The organism is Bacillus multifaciens, from assembly GCF_030756675.1.
Classification (GTDB): Bacteria; Bacillota; Bacilli; order Bacillales; family Bacillaceae_G; genus Bacillus_A; species Bacillus_A multifaciens.
This window is the reverse complement of the sequence record NZ_JAVBXD010000011.1, coordinates 45043-64169: the sequence shown is the minus strand read 5'-3', so window position 1 is coordinate 64169 and position 19127 is coordinate 45043. Positions and strand designations below refer to the sequence as shown.

Below are 19127 nucleotides of genomic sequence, written 5' to 3'. Positions count from 1 at the left end.
AACAGCAACTTACTATACTGGAAAATCAAAATCTAGGTTCGACATATCTTTGCAGGCATGTAAAAAAAAAGAACTTGCCACCTTGGCAAGTTCTTCAAGAATCTAACACACAATATCCAATCATTCCGCATAATAACAAAAAGAATGCAATGTTAAACGTAACTGATAATTCCTCCATTCATATTCCCCCTTTCGTTCAACTTATCATATAAACAAAGGGAGAATACGTCCTACTTGTAAACATTACTTTAAAATTATCTGAACATTCCGTGAACATTACGCACTTTGACTATTTGCCATTTGCGTTTTATACATTTCATAGTAACGACCTTGCTTTTCCATTAACTCTTCATGCGAGCCTTTTTCAAGAATCGTTCCACGGTCTAGTACGATAATTTGGTCAGCACTTTTAATCGTCGATAAACGGTGGGCAATAATAAATGTTGTTCGCCCTTTTTTCACGACTTCGAGCGCCTGTTGAATCATTGCCTCCGTTTCCGTATCGATGCTAGATGTTGCTTCATCCAAAATTAAAATGGCTGGATCAAAGGCAAGTGCCCGGGCAAAAGAAATGAGCTGCCTTTCACCTGTTGAAAGCGTACTTCCTTTTTCCGTTATTTCTTCCTCAATGTTACCCGCAAAACGCTCTGCTCCAACATCACGGAGCGCCTTCACAATCGTTTCCTTCGAAATTCGTTCTTGCTCTAAACTTACATTAGAAGCAACTGTTCCTGTAAAGAGAAACGGATCTTGCAGAACAATTCCCATATGTTCGCGAAGCGCTTGTTTTGGAATTTCTTTTATATCGTATCCATCAATTGTAATGCCGCCTTTTTGAAATTCATAAAACTGAAAGAGTACATTCATAATCGAACTTTTTCCTGATCCAGTATGGCCGACTAAAGCAATTGTTTCGCCTTTCTTTGCTTCAAAGGAAATATTTCGCAGTACTTCATCTTTCCCGTTATAAGAAAACGAGACGTTATCAAAGCGAACATTTCCTTTTATCGCCGGAACGTGTTCTTCCTGCACCGCTTCTCCCTTTTCATCTAACAATTCAAACACACGCTCAGCAGCAACGCGCGCTTGCTCTAAGTTTGCTAACTGATTCACCATATTGGTAATCGGCGAAAATAACCGCGTTAAATAATCAACGAATGCATATAACACACCTAACGAAATCATTCCTGCGGCACTTAATGATGCACCGCCAAAGTACCAAATCACACCTGTAAATGCAATATTGCGCAGCACGCCAACTAAGTTATGAGACGTTGCTGCATTTAAACTTAAAATTTTATTTTGGTACATATAATACTCTTCGTTTAATTGCTCAAATTCTTGCTTTTCCCTGCGCTCTTGACGAAACGCTTGAATAATCGGCATCCCTTGAATGGATTCATTCACTTTTCCATTAATGTCCGATAAGCGTGAGCGCATTTTATGATTGTATACAGATGCGTATTTTCGGTAAAAAATCGCCCACACATATAAAATCGGGATAAGGATTAAACACATAAACGCAAGTTTTACATCCAATAAGAACAAGGCAATAAAAATACCGATAATATAAATAAAGCTAGAAAAGAATGTTGATAATACCGTTACATAAAACTCGCGAATCGCCTCCGTATCATTTGTCACACGAGAAACAATTTTCCCGGCCGGCAAATGATCAAAGTAGCGAATCGGTAAAGTTTGAATGTGAGAAAATACGTCTTCTCGCATAATTTGAATAATTTTATTCGCGGCTTTTTGTAAATAAAATTGTTTTCCATATGCAAAGAGAGATACAACAAGTAATAGTGCTAAATAGCCGCTTCCGAGTATAAGTAGTCGTTTTATTTCTGGCTGATAAAACGAGAAAACTTCCTCTCCTGTCAGCTTCGTCCCTTTATATACTTGCGTTGCTTCCCCTTTTTGGATCGTCACCATATCTCCTTTTACAGACCGCGTTCCTTCAAGTGAAAGTTTATTTGGAATAAAATAATAGTCGCGGCCAATTTGAACAATGCGCACTTCTTTTCCTTTCTTTTCGCCTGCTTCAAACCGATCGCTTCGCTTATACCAAGCGTTGTGATAAAAAACAGCATCATCTCCTTTTACCGTTTCATACCAAGGTCTTTCAATGCCAACAATATGTTCATCAATCATCGTTTTCGCAACAAACGGCCCAGCTAATTCCGCAATAACGAAAATAAATAACATCGCTAAAGCAATTCCAATCGTTGCTTTTACTTTCATCGCATATTGAAATAATCGTTTTCCAACGCTCATATTTTCACCTCACCTTCAACGTTTTCCCCTTGTTGTCTTTCAAACTGTTCTGTATACCAACCGCCCTTTTGAATGAGCATGTCATGCGTTCCTTCTTCAATGATTTCCCCATTATCCATCACGAGAATCCAATCCGCATGCTGCGTTGCGGATAAACGATGCGTCGTAATAATCGTCGTTTTCCCGCTGCGCTCTTTCCGGATATTTTCAATAATCGTCGCTTCCGTTCTTGCATCAACCGCTGATAACGAATCATCTAAAATTAAAATTTCTGGATTTTGAATGACGGCCCGTGCAATGGAAATACGTTGTTTTTGTCCGCCAGATAGCGATACACCTTTTTCTCCAACAAGCGTTTCAAGTCTATCCGGCAAAAATTCCAAGTCTTTCGTAAAAGCAGCAATTTCAATTGCCTTTTGCAGCTCCTCTTCACTTGCTTCTCTGTTCCCAAATAAAATATTTTCCCGCGCTGTTTTAGAAAACAGGATGTGTTCTTGCGGGACATATCCAACCCAGCTTAATACTTGATCGATGTGAATATTTTGCATCGGTATACCTGACACTGTAATTTCCCCTGTTCCTAGTGGATACTGACGCAGAAACTGCCGAACGAGCGTCGTTTTCCCGCTCCCTGTTTTCCCAACAATCCCAAGCGTTTCTCCTCTGCTAAGCGAGAACGAAACGTTTTTTAAATTGAGCGTAGAAGATGACGGATAGGAAAACGTTACATCTTCAAAATCAATACCATCTGGCTGATGTACGCGCACTGGTTTCTTTACGTTTTGTACATCTTGCTTATACGCTAACGTTTCATTGACACGATCAAGCGAAGCATTCCCGCGCTGCATGACATTAATCAGCTCACCAATCGCAAACATCGGCCAAATCATCATGCCAAGGTACACATTAAACGATACAAGCTCCCCAAGCGTTACCTCATTTTGGAACACTAAAAATGCTCCGTACACAAGGCCAATTAAATAACTCATCCCAACAAGCATTTTCACTGTCGGTTGAAAAAGCGAATCAATTTTTGCGACCTTCATATTCTTTTCATACACATCTGTCGCTAACGTATTGAAGCGCTTTTCATCTTCTCTTTCCTGTACATAAGCGCGAATCACACGTACACCGGCAATCGACTCCAGCACTTTATCGTTCATATCTCCAAAGGCATCTTGAGCAACTGTAAAGCGATTGTGTAATTTATTTCCATAAACACTCACTGCATATGCCATAATCGGCAAAGGTAATAGTGCTGCAAGAGTTAACTTCCAGCTAATTGAAATCCCCATCATAAGTACAATTGTCAACATATATAAACTCGAATCAACGAGCGTTAAAATACCAAATCCAGCCGTCATGGCAATGGCTTTCAAATCATTCGTTGCCCTTGCCATTAAGTCACCTGTCCGGTTTTTCTGATAAAAAGTTGGCGTCATTTTCAGCAAATGTCCCATAAATTTGGAACGCATCGTTTTTTCAAGCTCAAATGCACCGCCAAATAACTGATATTGCCACACATAAGAAAGTACATAACCAGCAGCTGCTGCCCCAAGCAACATCCCTACATACTTCATAATTCCTATGTTTGTTAAATCTCCGGCTTTTATATCATCAATTGCTAACCCAATTAACCTTGGCGGGATTACCTCAATGACATTGACAAAAAGTAAACAAACAATAGCAATGCTATACCTTTTCCGATGTGTCTTAAAAAACCATGTTAATTTTTGTAATACAGAAAACAATGTAACCTCTCCCTTCTCGTTGTTGTGTAAACATCGACTCGTTATCCGCTATCTAGCGTCTCCGTTTTTACCATACGAACCTCATACTTTTCCATCGTCATTCCTACCTTTCTGAAATTGATTATTGAAACTATACAAATGTATAGGAACAATCTAAAAAAAGAGACAAAAAAAGGCATACCGTCGCTTTGACGATATGCGAAAAACGCATAAAAGCGTACGTCACGACACACGCAACGTACGCTTTCTTTTCATGCTAAAAAGAAGCGTTATTTGTCCGTAGAGGTTGCGTGATGATATTTATTTTGTAAAACACCTAAGCCAGCCACATATACGATTACAATCATCACGCACACCTCCTTCTTCTTTTATCCCGCATTAACGGACAGTAAGACCCCCACCTCAAGCTTCTTAGAAAAATCGAAGAAGATAGGTGGGTGATAACTGTCCGTAAAAGCCCGATTGGTTCAACTAACCATCAATGAGGGATAAGACCCTCCCTCACTGATGGAAGTTTCACTTTATTTTCCATTTTTAATTTTATAACTTTAAAGACTTTTCTGTCAATTACTTTTTTTAACTTTTATGCCAAAGAAAGCGAATGCAAAAATCATGCCAAAAATAGATTTCACAAACATTTCATTTGAATTCTTTTTTCAAACCCCCTACAATCACCATATACTCACTCTTACAAGTCACTATTTTTAGGAGGACTTACAATGCAAACTAGCAAGACGTACAAATTTTATATAAATGGAGAATGGAAAGAAAGCTCTTCGGGGCAAACAATCGACATTTCATCTCCATATCTTCATGAAGTAATCGGACAAGTACAAGCCATTACTCGCACAGAAGTAGATGAAGCGATTCAATTAGCGAAAGAGGCTCAAAAAGACTGGGCTGAAGCGTCTCTTCAAGATCGTGCACAATATTTATATAAATGGGCTGATGAGCTCGTGAATATGCAAGATGAAATTGCTGACATCATCATGAAAGAAGTCGGCAAAGGGTATAAAGATGCACAAAAAGAAGTTGTTCGTACAGCGGATTTCATTCGTTACACAGTAGATGAAGCAATGCATATGCACGGTGAAAGTATGATGGGCGATAGCTTCCCAGGCGGCGCTAAATCGAAACTTGCGATTATTCAGCGCGCTCCGCTTGGCGTTATTCTAGCAATCTCACCATTTAACTATCCTGTCAACTTAGCAGCTGCCAAGCTTGCACCGGCTCTTATTACAGGAAACGCAGTTATCTTTAAGCCGGCTACACAAGGTGCAATTAGCGGCATTAAAATGATTGAAGCCTTGCATAAAGCTGGCCTTCCAAAAGGGCTTGTTAACGTAGTAACAGGACGTGGTTCTGTCATCGGTGATTATTTAGTCGAGCATTCTGGTATCGATATGGTATCGTTCACAGGTGGTACACATACAGGAAGACATTTAGCGAAAAAAGCAGCAATGATTCCACTTGTCCTTGAGCTTGGCGGAAAAGACCCTGGTATTGTACGCGAAGACGCGGACTTACAAGAAGCTGCCAAACATATTATTAGCGGGGCATTCTCTTACTCTGGCCAGCGCTGCACAGCGATTAAACGCGTCCTTGTACATGAACATGTAGCAGATGAACTTGTTCGATTATTACAAGATGAAATTGCAAAACTATCTGTTGGTTCTCCGGAACAAGACAGCACGATCGTACCATTAATCGATGATAAATCTGCTGACTTCGTTCAAAGTTTAGTAGACGATGCAATTCAAAAAGGGGCAACTGTTGTCATCGGCAACAAACGTGAGCGTAACTTAATCTATCCAACACTTCTTGATCATGTAACAGAAGATATGAAAGTCGCTTGGGAAGAGCCATTCGGTCCAATTCTCCCAGTTATTCGCGTTTCTTCTGACGAACAAGCAATTGAAATTGCAAACAAATCTGAGTTTGGGTTACAAGCAAGTGTATTTACAAAAGATATTAACAAAGCATTTCACATCGCAAACAAAATCGAAGCAGGTGCTGTGCAAATTAACGGCCGCACGGAACGCGGCCCAGATCACTTCCCATTCATCGGTGTAAAAGGTTCTGGTATGGGAGCACAAGGTATTCGTAAAAGTCTTGAATCGATGACACGCGAGAAAGTAACGGTATTGAATTTAATGTAAAGACAAAAACCTTCTTTTTTAGGTGGGCGAGAGCACCTGGCCGTGCGTAGTAGCGGTCAGGGCTTTTTTTTTATCACGGGCGAGGGTTAAAACAAAGAGACCATGCGAGTGCAGGTCTTGGTTTGTTTTGGATAGCAGCAATTTATCGGTTGAAAAAACAATTTCTTTTAGGTTGTCAAAAGCACCTGGCCGTGCGCAGTAGCGGTCAGGGCTTTTTTTTTGCCACGGGCGAGGGTTAAAACAAAGAGACCATGCGAGTGCAGGTCTTGGTTTGTTTTGGATAGCAGCAGTTTATAGGTTAAAAAATGAAAATAAATATATGAGGGGAAGTATATAAATCAATTTTAATTTTTCGACATATAAGTTACTGTTATGCAGACTGCAACACCACCTGTACTCGCTTTTTCCCTTTGTTTTAAAACATCGCCTGTGGCAGGAAGAGGCCCTGACCGCTTCTATGCATGGCCAGATGCTCTCGTCCTCCCCTAAAAAGAAAGAGGTTTTTATGTCGGTTTTTTAATTTGGATATATATAGAAAATAGTCTCTACTTCCCCTCATATATTTTATAAAAATAGTTACTAGCACTATATTTCCCCAGCACACACTCTCTATCGTTTTCATATATATATATTAACTTCTGATAGAGGGGAGGCGGTCCTATGGCAATCACATTAAACGGCTTAGTAGAAGGCGACAAAATCCGTGTGTTTTCAGCAGGTCGTGAACTTGACGGTGAAGGTGTGTTCCTTCGCGTAGACAACAACAACTTCTTAATTTGGGTTGATAACCATGCAAATATCAATGTTACAAGCTTAAATACAATTAGCATTCGTAAAATTTCCTAATTACCTATAAAATTGTTTTATCCTTTCATAAAAAGACGCTGAGTCTATATCAAAAGGAGTTAGAGGAACCCTTTTTGAATAGACTCTTTTTTATCATACATTTTACACTTTTTATATGACTGATAACTCTGTTAAGATTAACGGAACCAAAAGGTATTTGTAAGAATTTAACGTAACTCTATAAAAATGGTTGCTAGCACTACATTTCTCTAGCACACACTCTCTATCATTTTCATATATATATATTAACTTCTGATAGAGAGGAGGCGGTCACATGGCAATCACATTAAATGGTTTAGTAGAGGGCGACAAAATTCGCGTATTCTCAGCAGGACGTGAAATTGACGGCAGAGGTGTTTTCATCCGCGTAGACAACAACAACTTCTTAGTTTGGGTTGATAGCCACGCAAATATCAATGTTACAAGCTTAAATACAATTAGCATTCGCAAAGTTTCCTAATAATTTTTAAAATGTTTTACCCTCTCACAAAAAGACGCTGGGTCTATATCAAAAGGAGTTAGAGAAACCCTTTTTGAATAGACTCTTTTTTTATAATATGTTTTACACTGTTTATATGGCTAATGGTTAAATCATAATCTACGTTAATCCAATATAGCCATTCATTTGTACAATCAATAAAAATACCCTTTATACTCGTTTCTCCGTCAAATATTTCTATCTTATCTCCTAACGAAAAAAGAGAAGGCAATGCACTCTTTTCTGTTTTTTCACTTATATTCTTTTGTATGTTATGGAGTAGCCTCATACACTGTTCTAAAGAAGCTGCGAGCTCTTCATTTTGTTTTTTCAACTCCTCTATCGGATCCGTTTTTTCACACGTATCCATTCCCTTTCCGCATATAAAACAGTTCCTCTTAAACCATCTCTCCATCCGCTTATCCCTACCTCAAAGTTCTAGGGAAATCAAAGTGCTCTCCATGATAAAAGCTGCACTTCCCCTTCTTTTATATACATATTGTATGATGCAAATCCAGAAGTTGTTTCATTATTTTAAACATACTCTATTCTCGCAATCATCCGATTATATTTAATTGCATTGACGAATAAAAATCCATTTGTTACCCTTGGTTATGTTAACTTTATATATAAATCCTCATTCGTATCTCGGTGAGGTAGAGGTTGCAATTATTAATAGTATGATTTGGGAGATGTGTGGCATCGCTGAACAAATCAAAAAGGAATAATTGCCGAAGCAAGAAGTATCCACAACGCTTTCTTGCTGGGTCTGCATTGAATAAGTGCAGGACTGTCACAAGCTTTTTGCTTGTGGAGAGCTATCGAGAGATATGTCCGTGGGTTTCTTAATAAGATTGAGAAGCGCGTGAACATATACGCGCTTTTTTGTTTTGTTTGGAACTTCAAACACATACATATCTCCTCGCTTGACTTGGTTATACTAATTTTGGAGGTAATTTCTATGCAACAAAAAAAATGGGGCTTTTGGGTACTCACTGCATTTGTAGTTGGAAATATGGTCGGAGCTGGTATTTTCATGGTTCCGAGTACATTAGCACAAACAGCTAGCCCTCTTGGTGTTACATTAGCTTGGTTAACAACAGGGTTTGGCGTGTTAATGCTCGCTCTTGTTTTCGGTAATTTAGCAATTCGTCGTCCTGATTTAACAACAGGCCCGCAAAGTCATGCTTATGCACTCTTTTCTTCACAAAAAACGAAAAAAATGGCGGGTTTTAGCATCGTATGGGGCTATTGGGTTGCAAACTGGGCAAGTAACGTCGCGATCATTACATCATTCGCTGGTTATTTATCGCTCTTCTTCCCAATTATGAAAGATACACGTGTATTATTTTCAATCGGAACGCTTGACATTGAAGTTGGAAAACTGATTACGTTCTCCATTTGTACCCTTTTACTGTGGGGAACACACATGATTTTAACGAACGGCATAAGCGGTGCTGGGAAACTAAACTTCCTTGCAACTACAACGAAAGTAACAGGATTCCTTCTCTTCATCGTTGTCACATTATTTGCTTTCCAAGCATCTAAACTTGGACAATGGTATACACCGATTATTGATAAAGAAGGTATTTCACACGGACTATTATCACAAGTAAACTTAGCTGCCTTAACAACACTTTGGGCCTTTATCGGCATTGAGTCAGCTGTCTTACTATCAAACCGTGCCGTTTCACCAAAAACGGTAAAACACGCAACTGTCGCTGGTTTATTGTTAACAGTTTGCATTTACTTAGGAATTACAATCTTAACAATGGGCGTTCTTCATATCGATAAACTCCAAACATCTGAACGACCATTAGCAGATGCATTATCGGCAGCAATGGGGCATGGCGGTGGAAAATTAATGGCACTGCTTGCACTTACTTCTTTATTTGGTTCTATTCTTGGCTGGGTTTTATTAAGCTCAGAAGTACCGTATCAAGCAGCAAAAGAAGGGTTCTTCCCCTCTTTCTTTGCAAAAACAAATAAAAAAGGAAGTCCGATTCATTCGCTTCGTATAACAAATATTATGTCACAAGTGTTCCTATTCTCAACACTATCCGGGACAATTGCTGAGGCATATACATTTGTGATTACCGTTTCAACGCTAGCCTACTTAATTCCATATCTCGTTTCACCAATCTTCCAGCTTAAACTCGTGATGACAGGTGAAACATACGAAAATCAAAAAGGTTCTCGTATCATCGATGGAATCATTGCGGCAATTGCACTCATTTATGCACTATGGGTTATTAAAACAGGATCTTCTGATATGAAAACATTCCTGCTTGGCATTGGATTATTTGTCGTCGGATTTGCTTTCTATCCATTAATGAAACGTGATGAGAAGAAAAAGAAACAAAATGAGCAAGTTGCCTAGCAGGTGACTTGCTTTTTTTATTTACATACAAAAACATAAAACCCCTTTTTTAGGGTGGGTGAGAGCACCTGTCCATGTGCGGCGTAAAACTAACAGATATTCTCCAAATTCACCCATGATATCGTGATGTGCATATGATAAAATAACAGAAAAAGGAATAAGGAGTATTTACAACATGTTACAAGTTTTTAAAAAGAGAAGCGTTGTACATATTATAGGGTATTTATTCGGAATTCTTGGATGCACTCTCAATTTAACAGTCTTTATTCACAACTTTTATTTAAATACGGAAATGATGGTATCCCTTTCCTTCCTAATCATATCCATTATGTTAGTCTTCTTCGCAATTATTCTAAATCGCTCATCTCTTATGTGTTTAGCTGTTTTCCCTGTCTTACCTATTATGCATTTTTCTTTAATCGTACTAGCAATATCTAATTGCATGTATATTATAGCCAGCCTATGCATGGCAACCGAACACAAGCCTAAAAGAACAAAACATAAAAATAAAAGGCTAGAACATTTTCGAAAAAACGGGTATTAAGTCGCTTCGAGAACTTATTCATATATTTCAAATCGTAACAATTCCACAATACAGAGGTGACTGTAATGACAATCGAAACACTTTGGATGAGTCGTTTCCAGCAACATTTACAAAAAATCACGATGTACTTTGCACGCATTGCAAGTAGTCTCATTTATAGCTCCCTTATTCTACTTGGCGTTGGCGGCTATTATTATGCGAAATTTCTTCGTTCCTTTCCATCAGAGTCTGTGGCATTAACCATTGTGACAGTTTTTCTTACAATTATTCTGACTCGGTCTCCCATTCGCACATTTTTACAAAAGCCAGATATTCTATATCTATTGCCGATAGAAGAAAAACTAACCTATTATTTTAAGCGTTCTCTTTTATATAGTTATCTCATTCAACTCTTTCCATTATTATGTGTAATGCTCATCATTACACCTCTTGCCGGACAATCATTACATACAACGCCTGCTTTTTTGTGCGGAGCTTTTGTCATTCTTTCTTTTATAAAATGGTGGAACATGTACATCCATTGGACATTTCAAAATACAGAAACTGCTTCATACTGGTTGCTTATTCGGATATTCTGTAATGCGGCCATTACGTATACAATGTTTCAATTCACTTCGATGATGATTGTAGGAAGTATACTCCTTATCGTAACACTCCTATTTTTATATACGATGAACAAACAAAAAGGGTACATTCATTGGGAATATTTCATAGAGCAAGAAGAAAAAATGGACATGCGCTTTTATCAGTTTGTACATTTCTTTACAGATGTGCCGCAAATCAAACAGCAAGTCAAACAAAGAAAATGGCTCACCACTTGGATGGAACGGATCCTATATAAAAAACGATCCCCTTTTTTATATTTATATAGTTTATCCTTTGTACGTACTAACGATTATTTCGGTATGTATATACGATTAACTTTAGTAGGGGGCTTTCTTTCCTACTACATTCCTAGCTTGATTGGAGCAGGAATCACCGTGGTATGTTTCCTATACATATCATTTGTACAACTCCGTGCCCTTTGGAATTATTTTTCGGGAAATAGTATTGTAGCATTGTATCCCGTTTCAGTTGCGGAACGAAAGCGGGCTTTTATGACGTTTATCTATTTAGTGAGTTTTATGCAGTTTTTGTTCTTTTTTGGGGTTATTTTATTAAAACTAGCAATTGTCTAAAATAAAAAGAAGAGGCTGTCCCAAAAGGTCGATATTCAACGCCCTTTTGGAGACAGCTTCTTCCTTGTGAAATTTCCTCGTAAAACGTCGTATAGAAATATGGAACAATCCATAAGAAACCAATATTCCGTCACCTAGATAACTGGTTTTTCTTCCGCAATTTTATCTTTATTCACCAAATTTAAATAGAAATGCGATACTGTGGTAGTGTAATATGGATAAATCCAAAAATACGCAATACCAAATGTAAATACTCCTAAAATAAACCATCCAATAAAGCTTAAACATAGTATGAATAAATCTAATTTATGTCCTTTCATCATTTCTCGGCTCTTTTTAATCGCTTCACTCGCAGTATATTCTGGATTGTCTAACAAAATGTAGTAAGCCATAGAATAAGAGAAAGATTTTATAATGCCTGGTATAACTAACAATAGACTCCATAAAAATATGTATACACCTGTTAAAAGACCTACCTTTATAGATCTAAATACATTCTTTTTTCGAAATCCTTCAAATAAATCATCAATCGTAGTAGATTCCTTTTTTGCTAAACGAAATGTAACATTATAATACCCATAATTCATAATGCCTTGTACAGCCATTGAACCAATAAACATAATAACAACTAAAAGGGCATAAGCAACTAAAGCAAAAACAAGGCCTACTACATTTATCTCCTCTTCTCCTGTAATCGAATACTCTACAAAAAAACTAGGACCCATCATTGTGATCCATACGCTCCACAGTAAAAAAAATGGACCTGCAATAATTGATATAGCAACTGAGGGAATTGCATAATACAGAAACGATGCCCCTGCTCCTAATCCCCATCTACCCTTTAATGAAGATAGTGCTGCTTTTTTTAAGTCACTGATCAACTTGATCCCACCCTTCCATTCATTTGTTATCCTTTATATGAATAACAATATTACATAAAGAATAATAGCATTTTTTAACAAATTTTACATTATGTATTATGTTTATTAATATCTAAATGAAAAAAGAAGCTGTATCCAAAGTTTTGCTTTTAAGACAGCTTCTTTTTAATATGATATAAGTCCAGCTGAGCGACCACTTACCTGTCGAACATTACCGAAGAATCTTTATCCCTTGTCGAATCGCCGATATATTAGAAAAGTCGCCGATAAACGGAGCATTTGCGCCGATATATCGTAAAAGTCGCCGATAAACTTAATTCCGAGTTGGAAGTAAGGAGTACACGTTCGTATCATATGCAACATTATTTTGATACATATAATTTCGAAGAACGCCTTCTTTTTGAAAGCCTAATTTTGTTAGTAATACATGAGATGCTTGATTTTCTGTAAAAACAACTGCTCCAATCCGCGTTAAATTTAGCTCATGAAATCCGTATGTTGTTACTTTTTTAACTGCTTCAGTGGCATATCCTTTGCCCCAATGTTCAGGTAAAAGGGCATAAGCGATTTCCGCTCTCTTATGTTCCGAAGACCAGTCGTGAAATCCGATGGTTCCGATAATTCCTTCTGTTTCTTTTATTTGAATTCCCCATTTTATTCCGCGTTTTTCTTTGTAGCTATTAGAAAAGTTCCCAATGATATGTTTCACCTGTTCTAAGTCTGTTAGCCGATTTTGCCCGTAGTAACGTAATACATCCTCATTTGAAAAGCAATTCAATATCGCTTGTGCATCATCTTCTACTAGTTCTCTTAAGATTAGTCTTTCTGTTTCTAAAATAGGAAACATTCTCCCACTCCCTTTCCTATATAAACCCATTTTAATTTTTCGACATATAAATCGTTGCTATGTAGCGATACAACATGGTTTGCACTTGCTCGCTCCCTTTGTTTTAAACCTCGCATGTGGCAGGAAAAGGCCCTGACCGCTTCCATGCACGGCCAGATGCTCTCGTCTTCCTCTAAAAGAAAGGGGTTTTTATGTCTTTTTTTAACTTGAATATATAACACTTTACCCCTTAAACCTCCCCATCAAAATCGCATGGTAATAATTCCCATCCGATAAAACTTTGTCATTTTTCAATATCCCTTCTACTTCAAACCCATATCTTTCATAAAGGTCTTTCGCTTTCTCGTTCGTCTCAAGAACATTCAAAGTGATTTTCTTAATTTCATGCGAGTCTGCCCAATTGATGGATTCTATTAAGAAGTTCTTTCCAATACCGTATCCCCAATACTCTTGTAATACGCACACGCCAAATTCTACTTTATGAGACGTTCTTTTCAATTTGTTCCCTTCACACCTTGAAAAACCTACAATTCTTCCACTTACTTCCGCTACTAAAAATAGATTACTAGCGCTGTCTGTATCCTCTTTAATGATCTTTTTAAATCCAGCCTCATCTATGTATGCTTCGCCTTTTTCTCTATCTAAATTTTCTGTTTCACCATCTATTTGCAATCGTACTTCAGATAACTTTTTTGCATCTTCTTCCTCTGCAGACCGAATCATATAACGTATATTACGACTATAAAATTCTTTTGGGCTAATCTTCATTACTATTACCTCCTATTCTAACTGATTTACTAACATACAAATCTCTGCTATAGCAGGATACAACATAACCTGCTCTTGCTTTATCCCTTTGTTTTAAAACATTGCGCGTGGCAGAAAAAAGCACTGACCGCTTCTATGCACGGCCAGTCCCTCTCGTCCATCTAAAAAGAAAGGGTTTTTAGATCATTACAAGCAGCCTTCGCATTACCCTATCTTTTCTACTTTCTCCTTTTGAAGATGATACATATCAACCGCTTTCTTAAATAAGAGAATACTACTGATTCCGATCAGGCAGTACAAAATACTCATTCCCCAAGAAGCAATAACGGAACCAATCATAATACCAAGCGTTCCAACCATCTTTGCGATTTGAAAGACCATGCCGTTAATCGCCATATAGGAACTTCTTGCATCATCCCTTGCCATATCTGCCCGAATCGATTGACTGACTGGTACATACATCATTTCTCCAGTTGTTTGGAACAAACCTGCGAGTAATAAAATCCATAGGCTGTTACTTGCTCCAAATATCGTAAACCCAATTGTATAGATGAATAAACCTGTATACAGTACTTTCCGGTCCTCAAAGTGATTCATGATTTTTACCATAAACGCTGAAAATAAAACGACTAATACTGTATTTTCAGTAGAGATCCAGCTTAGCATCCGAATCCCTGTTAAATCAAAATTACTTCCGTTCCAAAGTGAAAATGTTATCGTTTCAAATTCTTTTTGCAGCCGGACGCCGATATAATTATTAATTTGAAATTCTAATGATAATGCGCATATACTTCCTAAGCATAATAGGATAAATGCCTTGTCTTTCACGACAACTCGGTAATTGTTTACCATATCTGTTAATACGTTCTTCTCTTCTACTTTCTTTTGAACGACATATACTTCTTCCATGTAAGCTGTAATTAAATACAGCGTTAATAAGGCAATGCCTGTCAGCAGCATAAATAATTGAAAACGATAGTGTTCAAAGAGAAGTCCGCCGAAAATCGCACCGATTGCTATTGATAAATTGATTGCCCAGTAATTAATACTGTACATCATTTTTCGATTCTCCGGTGTACTTACATCAATTAACATTGCTTCTGTTGCTGGGTTCATCACGCCAGAACCGATGCTATTAATCAGTAAAAATACAAATGTAAGCCAAGCTGAATCTATATAATCTGAGTTCACAACTCCCATACAAGCAATAGAGACGACTTGAATGATCTGTCCGATAATCATGACTTTTTTCCGTCCTAATGTATCGGCAATATAGCCGCCATATAAACCAACTATTAACGACGCAATTACATTCAATAACAATAAGAACCCTGCTAGTGCTGCTCCTAATTTTATGGAAAAGTAAATCGCCATAAATGGAAAAATCATCGTTCCTACTGTCCGAGTTAAAAAGGATGTAATAATTCTAATTTTAATGTTGCGATGCATTGACCAAAACCCCATCTGTTTCCCCCTCCTTCTTGTTTCTCCATTTTACTTTGAAAAAGAGGAAGAAAAAGGTTAAAATATTCAGAAGAGTTTCCCCTTTTAGAAAAAGGAGCTGTATAACATGAAAATTATGGACCACTATATTCGGCTAAGACTTTCCTTTCCAAATGAACAACACATTCAAAATAGTCTCCAAGAACTGGCCGCTATTTTATTTTGCAGTACAAAAAATGTAAAGATTTTACTGAAAAAAATGAGTGAAGAAAAACTGATTGACTGGATACCAGGAAGGGGTCGTGGGAATAAAACAGAAATTTACTTTCTTCATACATTTACAGAAGCGATCTTGCCGCATGTTGAAGAGCTTTTAAAAAATGAAAAATTAAAAGAAGTCTTCCTTCTATTAAAAGAACCGCTTCCTTTCTTACTCCGTGAAAAAATAGAAGAACGATTAAATACTTATTTTGGATATACAACTTCAGACGATCTATATGATGTGCTTAAAATCCCTTATAACCGAAAATTACTCCCCATCGACCCGGCTTTTGCAGCTGTGACAACAGAAAGTCATCTGATTAGCCAAATCGTTGATACATTAGTGAAATATAACGAGAAAACGGACGAAATCGAGCCACATTTGGCACATACATGGGAAGTAAGCGATGATCAACTCACGTGGATATTCTACTTACGTAAAGGCGTTCGTTTTCATCACGGAACAACATTATCAGGAAAAGATGTAATCTTCTCCTTCGAAAGATTACAGACCGTTCAATCTCCTTTTGACTGGTTAACAGAGGGAATTGTAAAAATTGAAAATCCATCTCCTCTGCAAGTTATCTTTCATTTACGAAAACCAAATCGCTTTTTTCTACATTACGTAAGTTCTGTACAATTATCCATTTTACCGCACGATGTAACGATTCAAACTCATCAATATAGTGGTACAGGTCCCTTTAAAATAAAAAGCTTTACTGAAGATAATGTTATTTTAGAAGCATTTCCAGATTATTTTAAAGAGCGGGCACTTCTTGATCAAATTGAATTTTGGTTTATTCCAGAGCAGTCCAAAATACAAACAAATTACGAATTACCGAACATGGGATGTAAAGAAGAAAAGGCAGTGGAAACAGAAGAAATCGGCTGTATATACGCAGCGTTTAACTTCCAAAAACACGGTCCGCAGCATGATATCTTTTTCCGAAAAGCGTGGGCAGAAATCATGGATCCCCTATCGTTAATTCAAGACCTTGGTGATAATCGGACAATGCCGGCTTATAGCTTCTTTCCCGATAAAAGCCGTACGATGCATAAAGAAACATCTTTATCGAAAGCGAAAGAATACTTGCAACAAAGTACATATAATGGAGAGACGATACACATCTATTTCTTTGCATTTAAAGGGAGCGAGAGCGATGCAATCTGGTTACAAAAACGCTGTGAACCACTCGACATACGTCTGCAGCTTCATCCTTTTCTAGTCACTGATTACTTTAACGAAGAGATTGCTAAGCAAGCCGATATCATTTTAACAGGCGAAGTACTCGACGCTAATCTTGAAATGGCTTTTGTACATATTTTTAAAAATAAAAGCTGCTTTGTTCATCGCTTCAGGCATCCGCATTATCATGAGCAAATTGAGAACATGCTTGATCTCTTTATAGCAGAGCCAAGTAAAGAAAAACGATATAACTTCATATCTAAAATCGAAAAACTTCTTAGCGACCAGTACCTTCTTGTCTTTTACTACCACGTCTTAAAAAGAAGAAGTTTCCCATCAGCCTTGCAAAATGTCACTATCGATTCGTTCGGATGGACGGACTTTGCAAAACTATGGATTCGTCCTCATGCATAATAGGCGGAGCTAAATAGCTCCGCCTTCTCGCTGCAACGGCAATATAGTAGAATACTTAATCTCCCGCAGCGCTAAACTCGTTTGAATTCTCGTAATGCCGAGCATATTTAATTTACGAATAAAACGTTCCAGTTCGTTTCGATCGCGGTGCACGACTTTTAAAATATAATCATACTCCCCTGTTAAGCAATGACATTCCAATACTTCCGGCATTTCGCGCAGCGCTTTCTCTAACACTTCGAGCTTCTCCGCTTGATGAATATTTGTACTAACAAAAATAAAGCATAATAAATCAAATCCAAGTTTCTCTTGATTTAAAATAGCTACTTGCCGATTAATGAATCCTTCGTTTTCTAATCGCTTCACCCGCGCATGCGTAGCTGGCGGCGACAGATTAACGCGGCGAGCAACCTCCGCGTTACTTAGCTGCCCTTCTTGTTGCAGCACATTTAAAATTTGGACATCTAAATGATCTAACTGTTCCATTTCCAATCTCCCTTTTCACCACAAAAGATTATTCACGAAAACACATGACAACCGTACATAAAATGAATAAAATTCTGCAAAATAATATAATTACTTTTTATTATTTCGAATTTTATTAATTATACAAAATAACATATATGACAAACAAGAAAAATGCTACAATTTACATAGTTTAAAATATACGTATTACACCACCGTGCACAGTGGCTTTTTTTATTAAGAGGGCGATGCGCAAGCCCTACTTTCTTGTAAAAGGAGCTAACTCATATTATGCCTTATGTTATTTTATTACTCATCACAAGCCTATTGTGGGGCGGAAATTTCGTTGTGGGAAAATCTCTTGTCGGGCACGCTTCGCCGATGACACTTACTACTCTTCGCTGGGGCATTGCGGTCATTTGCCTTTTCCCAATTGTTTGGCTGAAAGAAAAGAAACTATTCCCGCCGAAAGAGGCGATTCTCCCTTTATTTCTAATGGGAGTTACTGGTGTTGTTTTCTTTAACATTTTTCAATTTTGGGCGTTAGAGCATACATCAGCAACAAATGTTGGACTTATTTCTACATTAAATACGATTTCTATCGCTGCTTGTTCGGCGCTATTTTTAAAAGAAAAAATAAATATATGGCAAATCACATCGATGATTATTTCCTTTTTTGGCGTTACGCTTGTTCTTTCAAAAGGCAAAATAGATGCACTGTTTTCCTTACATTTTAATATCGGTGATTGGTGGATGATGGCCGCGGTATGCGTATGGGGCGTTTATTCTGTTTGCAGTAGATGGGCAACGAAAAAGACGACGCCGATGATGTCTACTTTATATTCTGGTATCTTCGGTCTCATCATATTGATTCCTTTTAATGTTTCTGATTTCACAATTTCAAATGTAAACGCTTCGTTCTTAGGATCTATTCTATACACAGGTGTGATCTCAACTGTATTATGTATGGTTTTCTGGAATATCGGCGTCAAAAAATTAGGGGCGACTACAGCTGGTATTTTCTTGAACTTCAACCCAATTTTCACTGCTATTTTAGCGTTTCTCTTATTAGGGGAACGGATGACGTGGATACAAATCGTCGGAAGTATGATTGTGATTGGTGGCTGTTACTTATTTTCACACTTCAAATCTAGTACGACTTCATATACATCGACCCGCTTGGCAAAGACCCATTAAGAAGTATGTTGAATATTGCCGAAGAATCTTTATACTGTGTCGAACCGCCGAT

General features: G+C 37.7%; 15 protein-coding genes and 1 riboswitch. Of the genes, 7 read left to right on the top strand and 8 right to left on the bottom strand.

Features of this window, described 5'->3' with window-relative positions:
* Positions 1–276: 276 nt before the first annotated feature.
* Positions 277–2277 carry an ABC transporter ATP-binding protein gene (locus Q9306_RS09620; protein WP_306197679.1) on the bottom strand — a complete coding sequence of 667 codons (2001 nt, stop codon included), beginning with the start codon at positions 2275–2277 and terminating at the stop codon, positions 277–279.
* Positions 2274–4028 (bottom strand): ABC transporter ATP-binding protein, encoded by a 1755-nt coding sequence (locus Q9306_RS09615; RefSeq protein ID WP_306197678.1) that lies wholly within the window; start codon positions 4026–4028, stop codon positions 2274–2276. The genes Q9306_RS09620 and Q9306_RS09615 overlap by 4 nt, the downstream gene beginning before the upstream one ends.
* A gap of 719 nt (positions 4029–4747) precedes the next feature.
* Between Q9306_RS09615 and Q9306_RS09610 the strand changes: the two genes are divergently transcribed.
* The 3 genes from Q9306_RS09610 (at position 4748) to Q9306_RS09600 (ending at position 7493) form a co-directional block, all read left to right on the top strand.
* Positions 4748–6187 carry an NADP-dependent glyceraldehyde-3-phosphate dehydrogenase gene (locus tag Q9306_RS09610; protein ID WP_306197675.1) on the top strand — a complete coding sequence of 480 codons (1440 nt, stop codon included), beginning with the start codon at positions 4748–4750 and terminating at the stop codon, positions 6185–6187.
* Between the two features lie 660 nt (positions 6188–6847).
* Positions 6848–7033, top strand: a complete 186-nt coding sequence (locus tag Q9306_RS09605) for a hypothetical protein (protein ID WP_306197673.1) — start codon at positions 6848–6850, stop codon at positions 7031–7033.
* A gap of 274 nt (positions 7034–7307) precedes the next feature.
* The gene (locus tag Q9306_RS09600) at positions 7308–7493 is read left to right on the top strand and encodes a hypothetical protein (protein WP_306197672.1); all 186 of its coding nucleotides are present in this window, start codon (positions 7308–7310) and stop codon (positions 7491–7493) included.
* A 58-nt stretch (positions 7494–7551) separates the two neighbouring features.
* Here the strand turns inward: Q9306_RS09600 and Q9306_RS09595 are convergent, their stop codons facing one another.
* Entirely contained in the window at positions 7552–7881 is a 330-nt protein-coding gene (locus tag Q9306_RS09595; protein ID WP_306197670.1) for a hypothetical protein, read from the bottom strand.
* A gap of 279 nt (positions 7882–8160) precedes the next feature.
* Positions 8161–8340: riboswitch (Lysine riboswitch) on the top strand.
* Between the two features lie 132 nt (positions 8341–8472).
* Here Q9306_RS09595 and Q9306_RS09590 point away from each other — a divergent pair.
* Together Q9306_RS09590 and Q9306_RS09585 are read left to right on the top strand one after the other, a co-directional pair.
* Positions 8473–9891 (top strand): amino acid permease, encoded by a 1419-nt coding sequence (locus Q9306_RS09590; RefSeq protein ID WP_306197668.1) that lies wholly within the window; start codon positions 8473–8475, stop codon positions 9889–9891.
* 609 nt (positions 9892–10500) lie between these two features.
* Positions 10501–11613, top strand: a complete 1113-nt coding sequence (locus tag Q9306_RS09585; protein ID WP_306197661.1) for an ABC transporter permease — start codon at positions 10501–10503, stop codon at positions 11611–11613.
* 134 nt (positions 11614–11747) lie between these two features.
* Here the strand turns inward: Q9306_RS09585 and Q9306_RS09580 are convergent, their stop codons facing one another.
* From Q9306_RS09580 to Q9306_RS09565, 4 genes are all read right to left on the bottom strand, one after another.
* Positions 11748–12494 carry a DUF975 family protein gene (locus Q9306_RS09580; RefSeq protein ID WP_306197659.1) on the bottom strand — a complete coding sequence of 249 codons (747 nt, stop codon included), beginning with the start codon at positions 12492–12494 and terminating at the stop codon, positions 11748–11750.
* 313 nt (positions 12495–12807) lie between these two features.
* Complete coding sequence (locus tag Q9306_RS09575) at positions 12808–13341, bottom strand: GNAT family N-acetyltransferase (protein WP_306197656.1); 534 nt, start codon at positions 13339–13341, stop codon at positions 12808–12810.
* Positions 13342–13563: 222 nt separating this feature from the next.
* Positions 13564–14109 (bottom strand): GNAT family N-acetyltransferase, encoded by a 546-nt coding sequence (locus tag Q9306_RS09570; protein ID WP_306197654.1) that lies wholly within the window; start codon positions 14107–14109, stop codon positions 13564–13566.
* A 204-nt stretch (positions 14110–14313) separates the two neighbouring features.
* Entirely contained in the window at positions 14314–15573 is a 1260-nt protein-coding gene (locus Q9306_RS09565) for an MDR family MFS transporter (RefSeq protein WP_306197652.1), read from the bottom strand.
* Between the two features lie 106 nt (positions 15574–15679).
* On the opposite strand from Q9306_RS09565, the gene Q9306_RS09560 reads away from it, so the two are divergent.
* Positions 15680–17413, top strand: coding sequence for an SgrR family transcriptional regulator (locus tag Q9306_RS09560; RefSeq protein ID WP_306197650.1), 1734 nt, complete (start codon positions 15680–15682; stop codon positions 17411–17413).
* Between the two features lie 9 nt (positions 17414–17422).
* Here the strand turns inward: Q9306_RS09560 and Q9306_RS09555 are convergent, their stop codons facing one another.
* Positions 17423–17899 carry an Lrp/AsnC family transcriptional regulator gene (locus Q9306_RS09555; protein ID WP_306197648.1) on the bottom strand — a complete coding sequence of 159 codons (477 nt, stop codon included), beginning with the start codon at positions 17897–17899 and terminating at the stop codon, positions 17423–17425.
* Positions 17900–18169: 270 nt separating this feature from the next.
* On the opposite strand from Q9306_RS09555, the gene Q9306_RS09550 reads away from it, so the two are divergent.
* On the top strand, positions 18170–19075 hold the full coding sequence (locus Q9306_RS09550; protein ID WP_306197646.1) for a DMT family transporter: 906 nt from the start codon (positions 18170–18172) through the stop codon (positions 19073–19075).
* Positions 19076–19127 lie beyond the last annotated feature (52 nt).

Excerpts from the sequence above, each read along its gene's own strand:
- Q9306_RS09590 (WP_306197668.1), top strand. The coding sequence starts at position 8,473 with ATGCAACAAAAAAAATGGGGCTTTTGGGTACTCACTGCATTTGTAGTT.
- Q9306_RS09555 (WP_306197648.1), bottom strand. The coding sequence starts at position 17,899 with ATGGAACAGTTAGATCATTTAGATGTCCAAATTTTAAATGTGCTGCAA.
- Q9306_RS09560 (WP_306197650.1), top strand. The coding sequence starts at position 15,680 with ATGAAAATTATGGACCACTATATTCGGCTAAGACTTTCCTTTCCAAAT.
- Q9306_RS09595 (WP_306197670.1), bottom strand. The coding sequence starts at position 7,881 with ATGGATACGTGTGAAAAAACGGATCCGATAGAGGAGTTGAAAAAACAA.
- Q9306_RS09575 (WP_306197656.1), bottom strand. The coding sequence starts at position 13,341 with ATGTTTCCTATTTTAGAAACAGAAAGACTAATCTTAAGAGAACTAGTA.
- Q9306_RS09550 (WP_306197646.1), top strand. The coding sequence starts at position 18,170 with ATGCCTTATGTTATTTTATTACTCATCACAAGCCTATTGTGGGGCGGA.
- Q9306_RS09610 (WP_306197675.1), top strand. The coding sequence starts at position 4,748 with ATGCAAACTAGCAAGACGTACAAATTTTATATAAATGGAGAATGGAAA.
- Q9306_RS09605 (WP_306197673.1), top strand. The coding sequence starts at position 6,848 with ATGGCAATCACATTAAACGGCTTAGTAGAAGGCGACAAAATCCGTGTG.
- Q9306_RS09620 (WP_306197679.1), bottom strand. The coding sequence starts at position 2,277 with ATGAGCGTTGGAAAACGATTATTTCAATATGCGATGAAAGTAAAAGCA.
- Q9306_RS09565 (WP_306197652.1), bottom strand. The coding sequence starts at position 15,573 with ATGGGGTTTTGGTCAATGCATCGCAACATTAAAATTAGAATTATTACA.
- Q9306_RS09600 (WP_306197672.1), top strand. The coding sequence starts at position 7,308 with ATGGCAATCACATTAAATGGTTTAGTAGAGGGCGACAAAATTCGCGTA.
- Q9306_RS09570 (WP_306197654.1), bottom strand. The coding sequence starts at position 14,109 with ATGAAGATTAGCCCAAAAGAATTTTATAGTCGTAATATACGTTATATG.
- Q9306_RS09585 (WP_306197661.1), top strand. The coding sequence starts at position 10,501 with ATGACAATCGAAACACTTTGGATGAGTCGTTTCCAGCAACATTTACAA.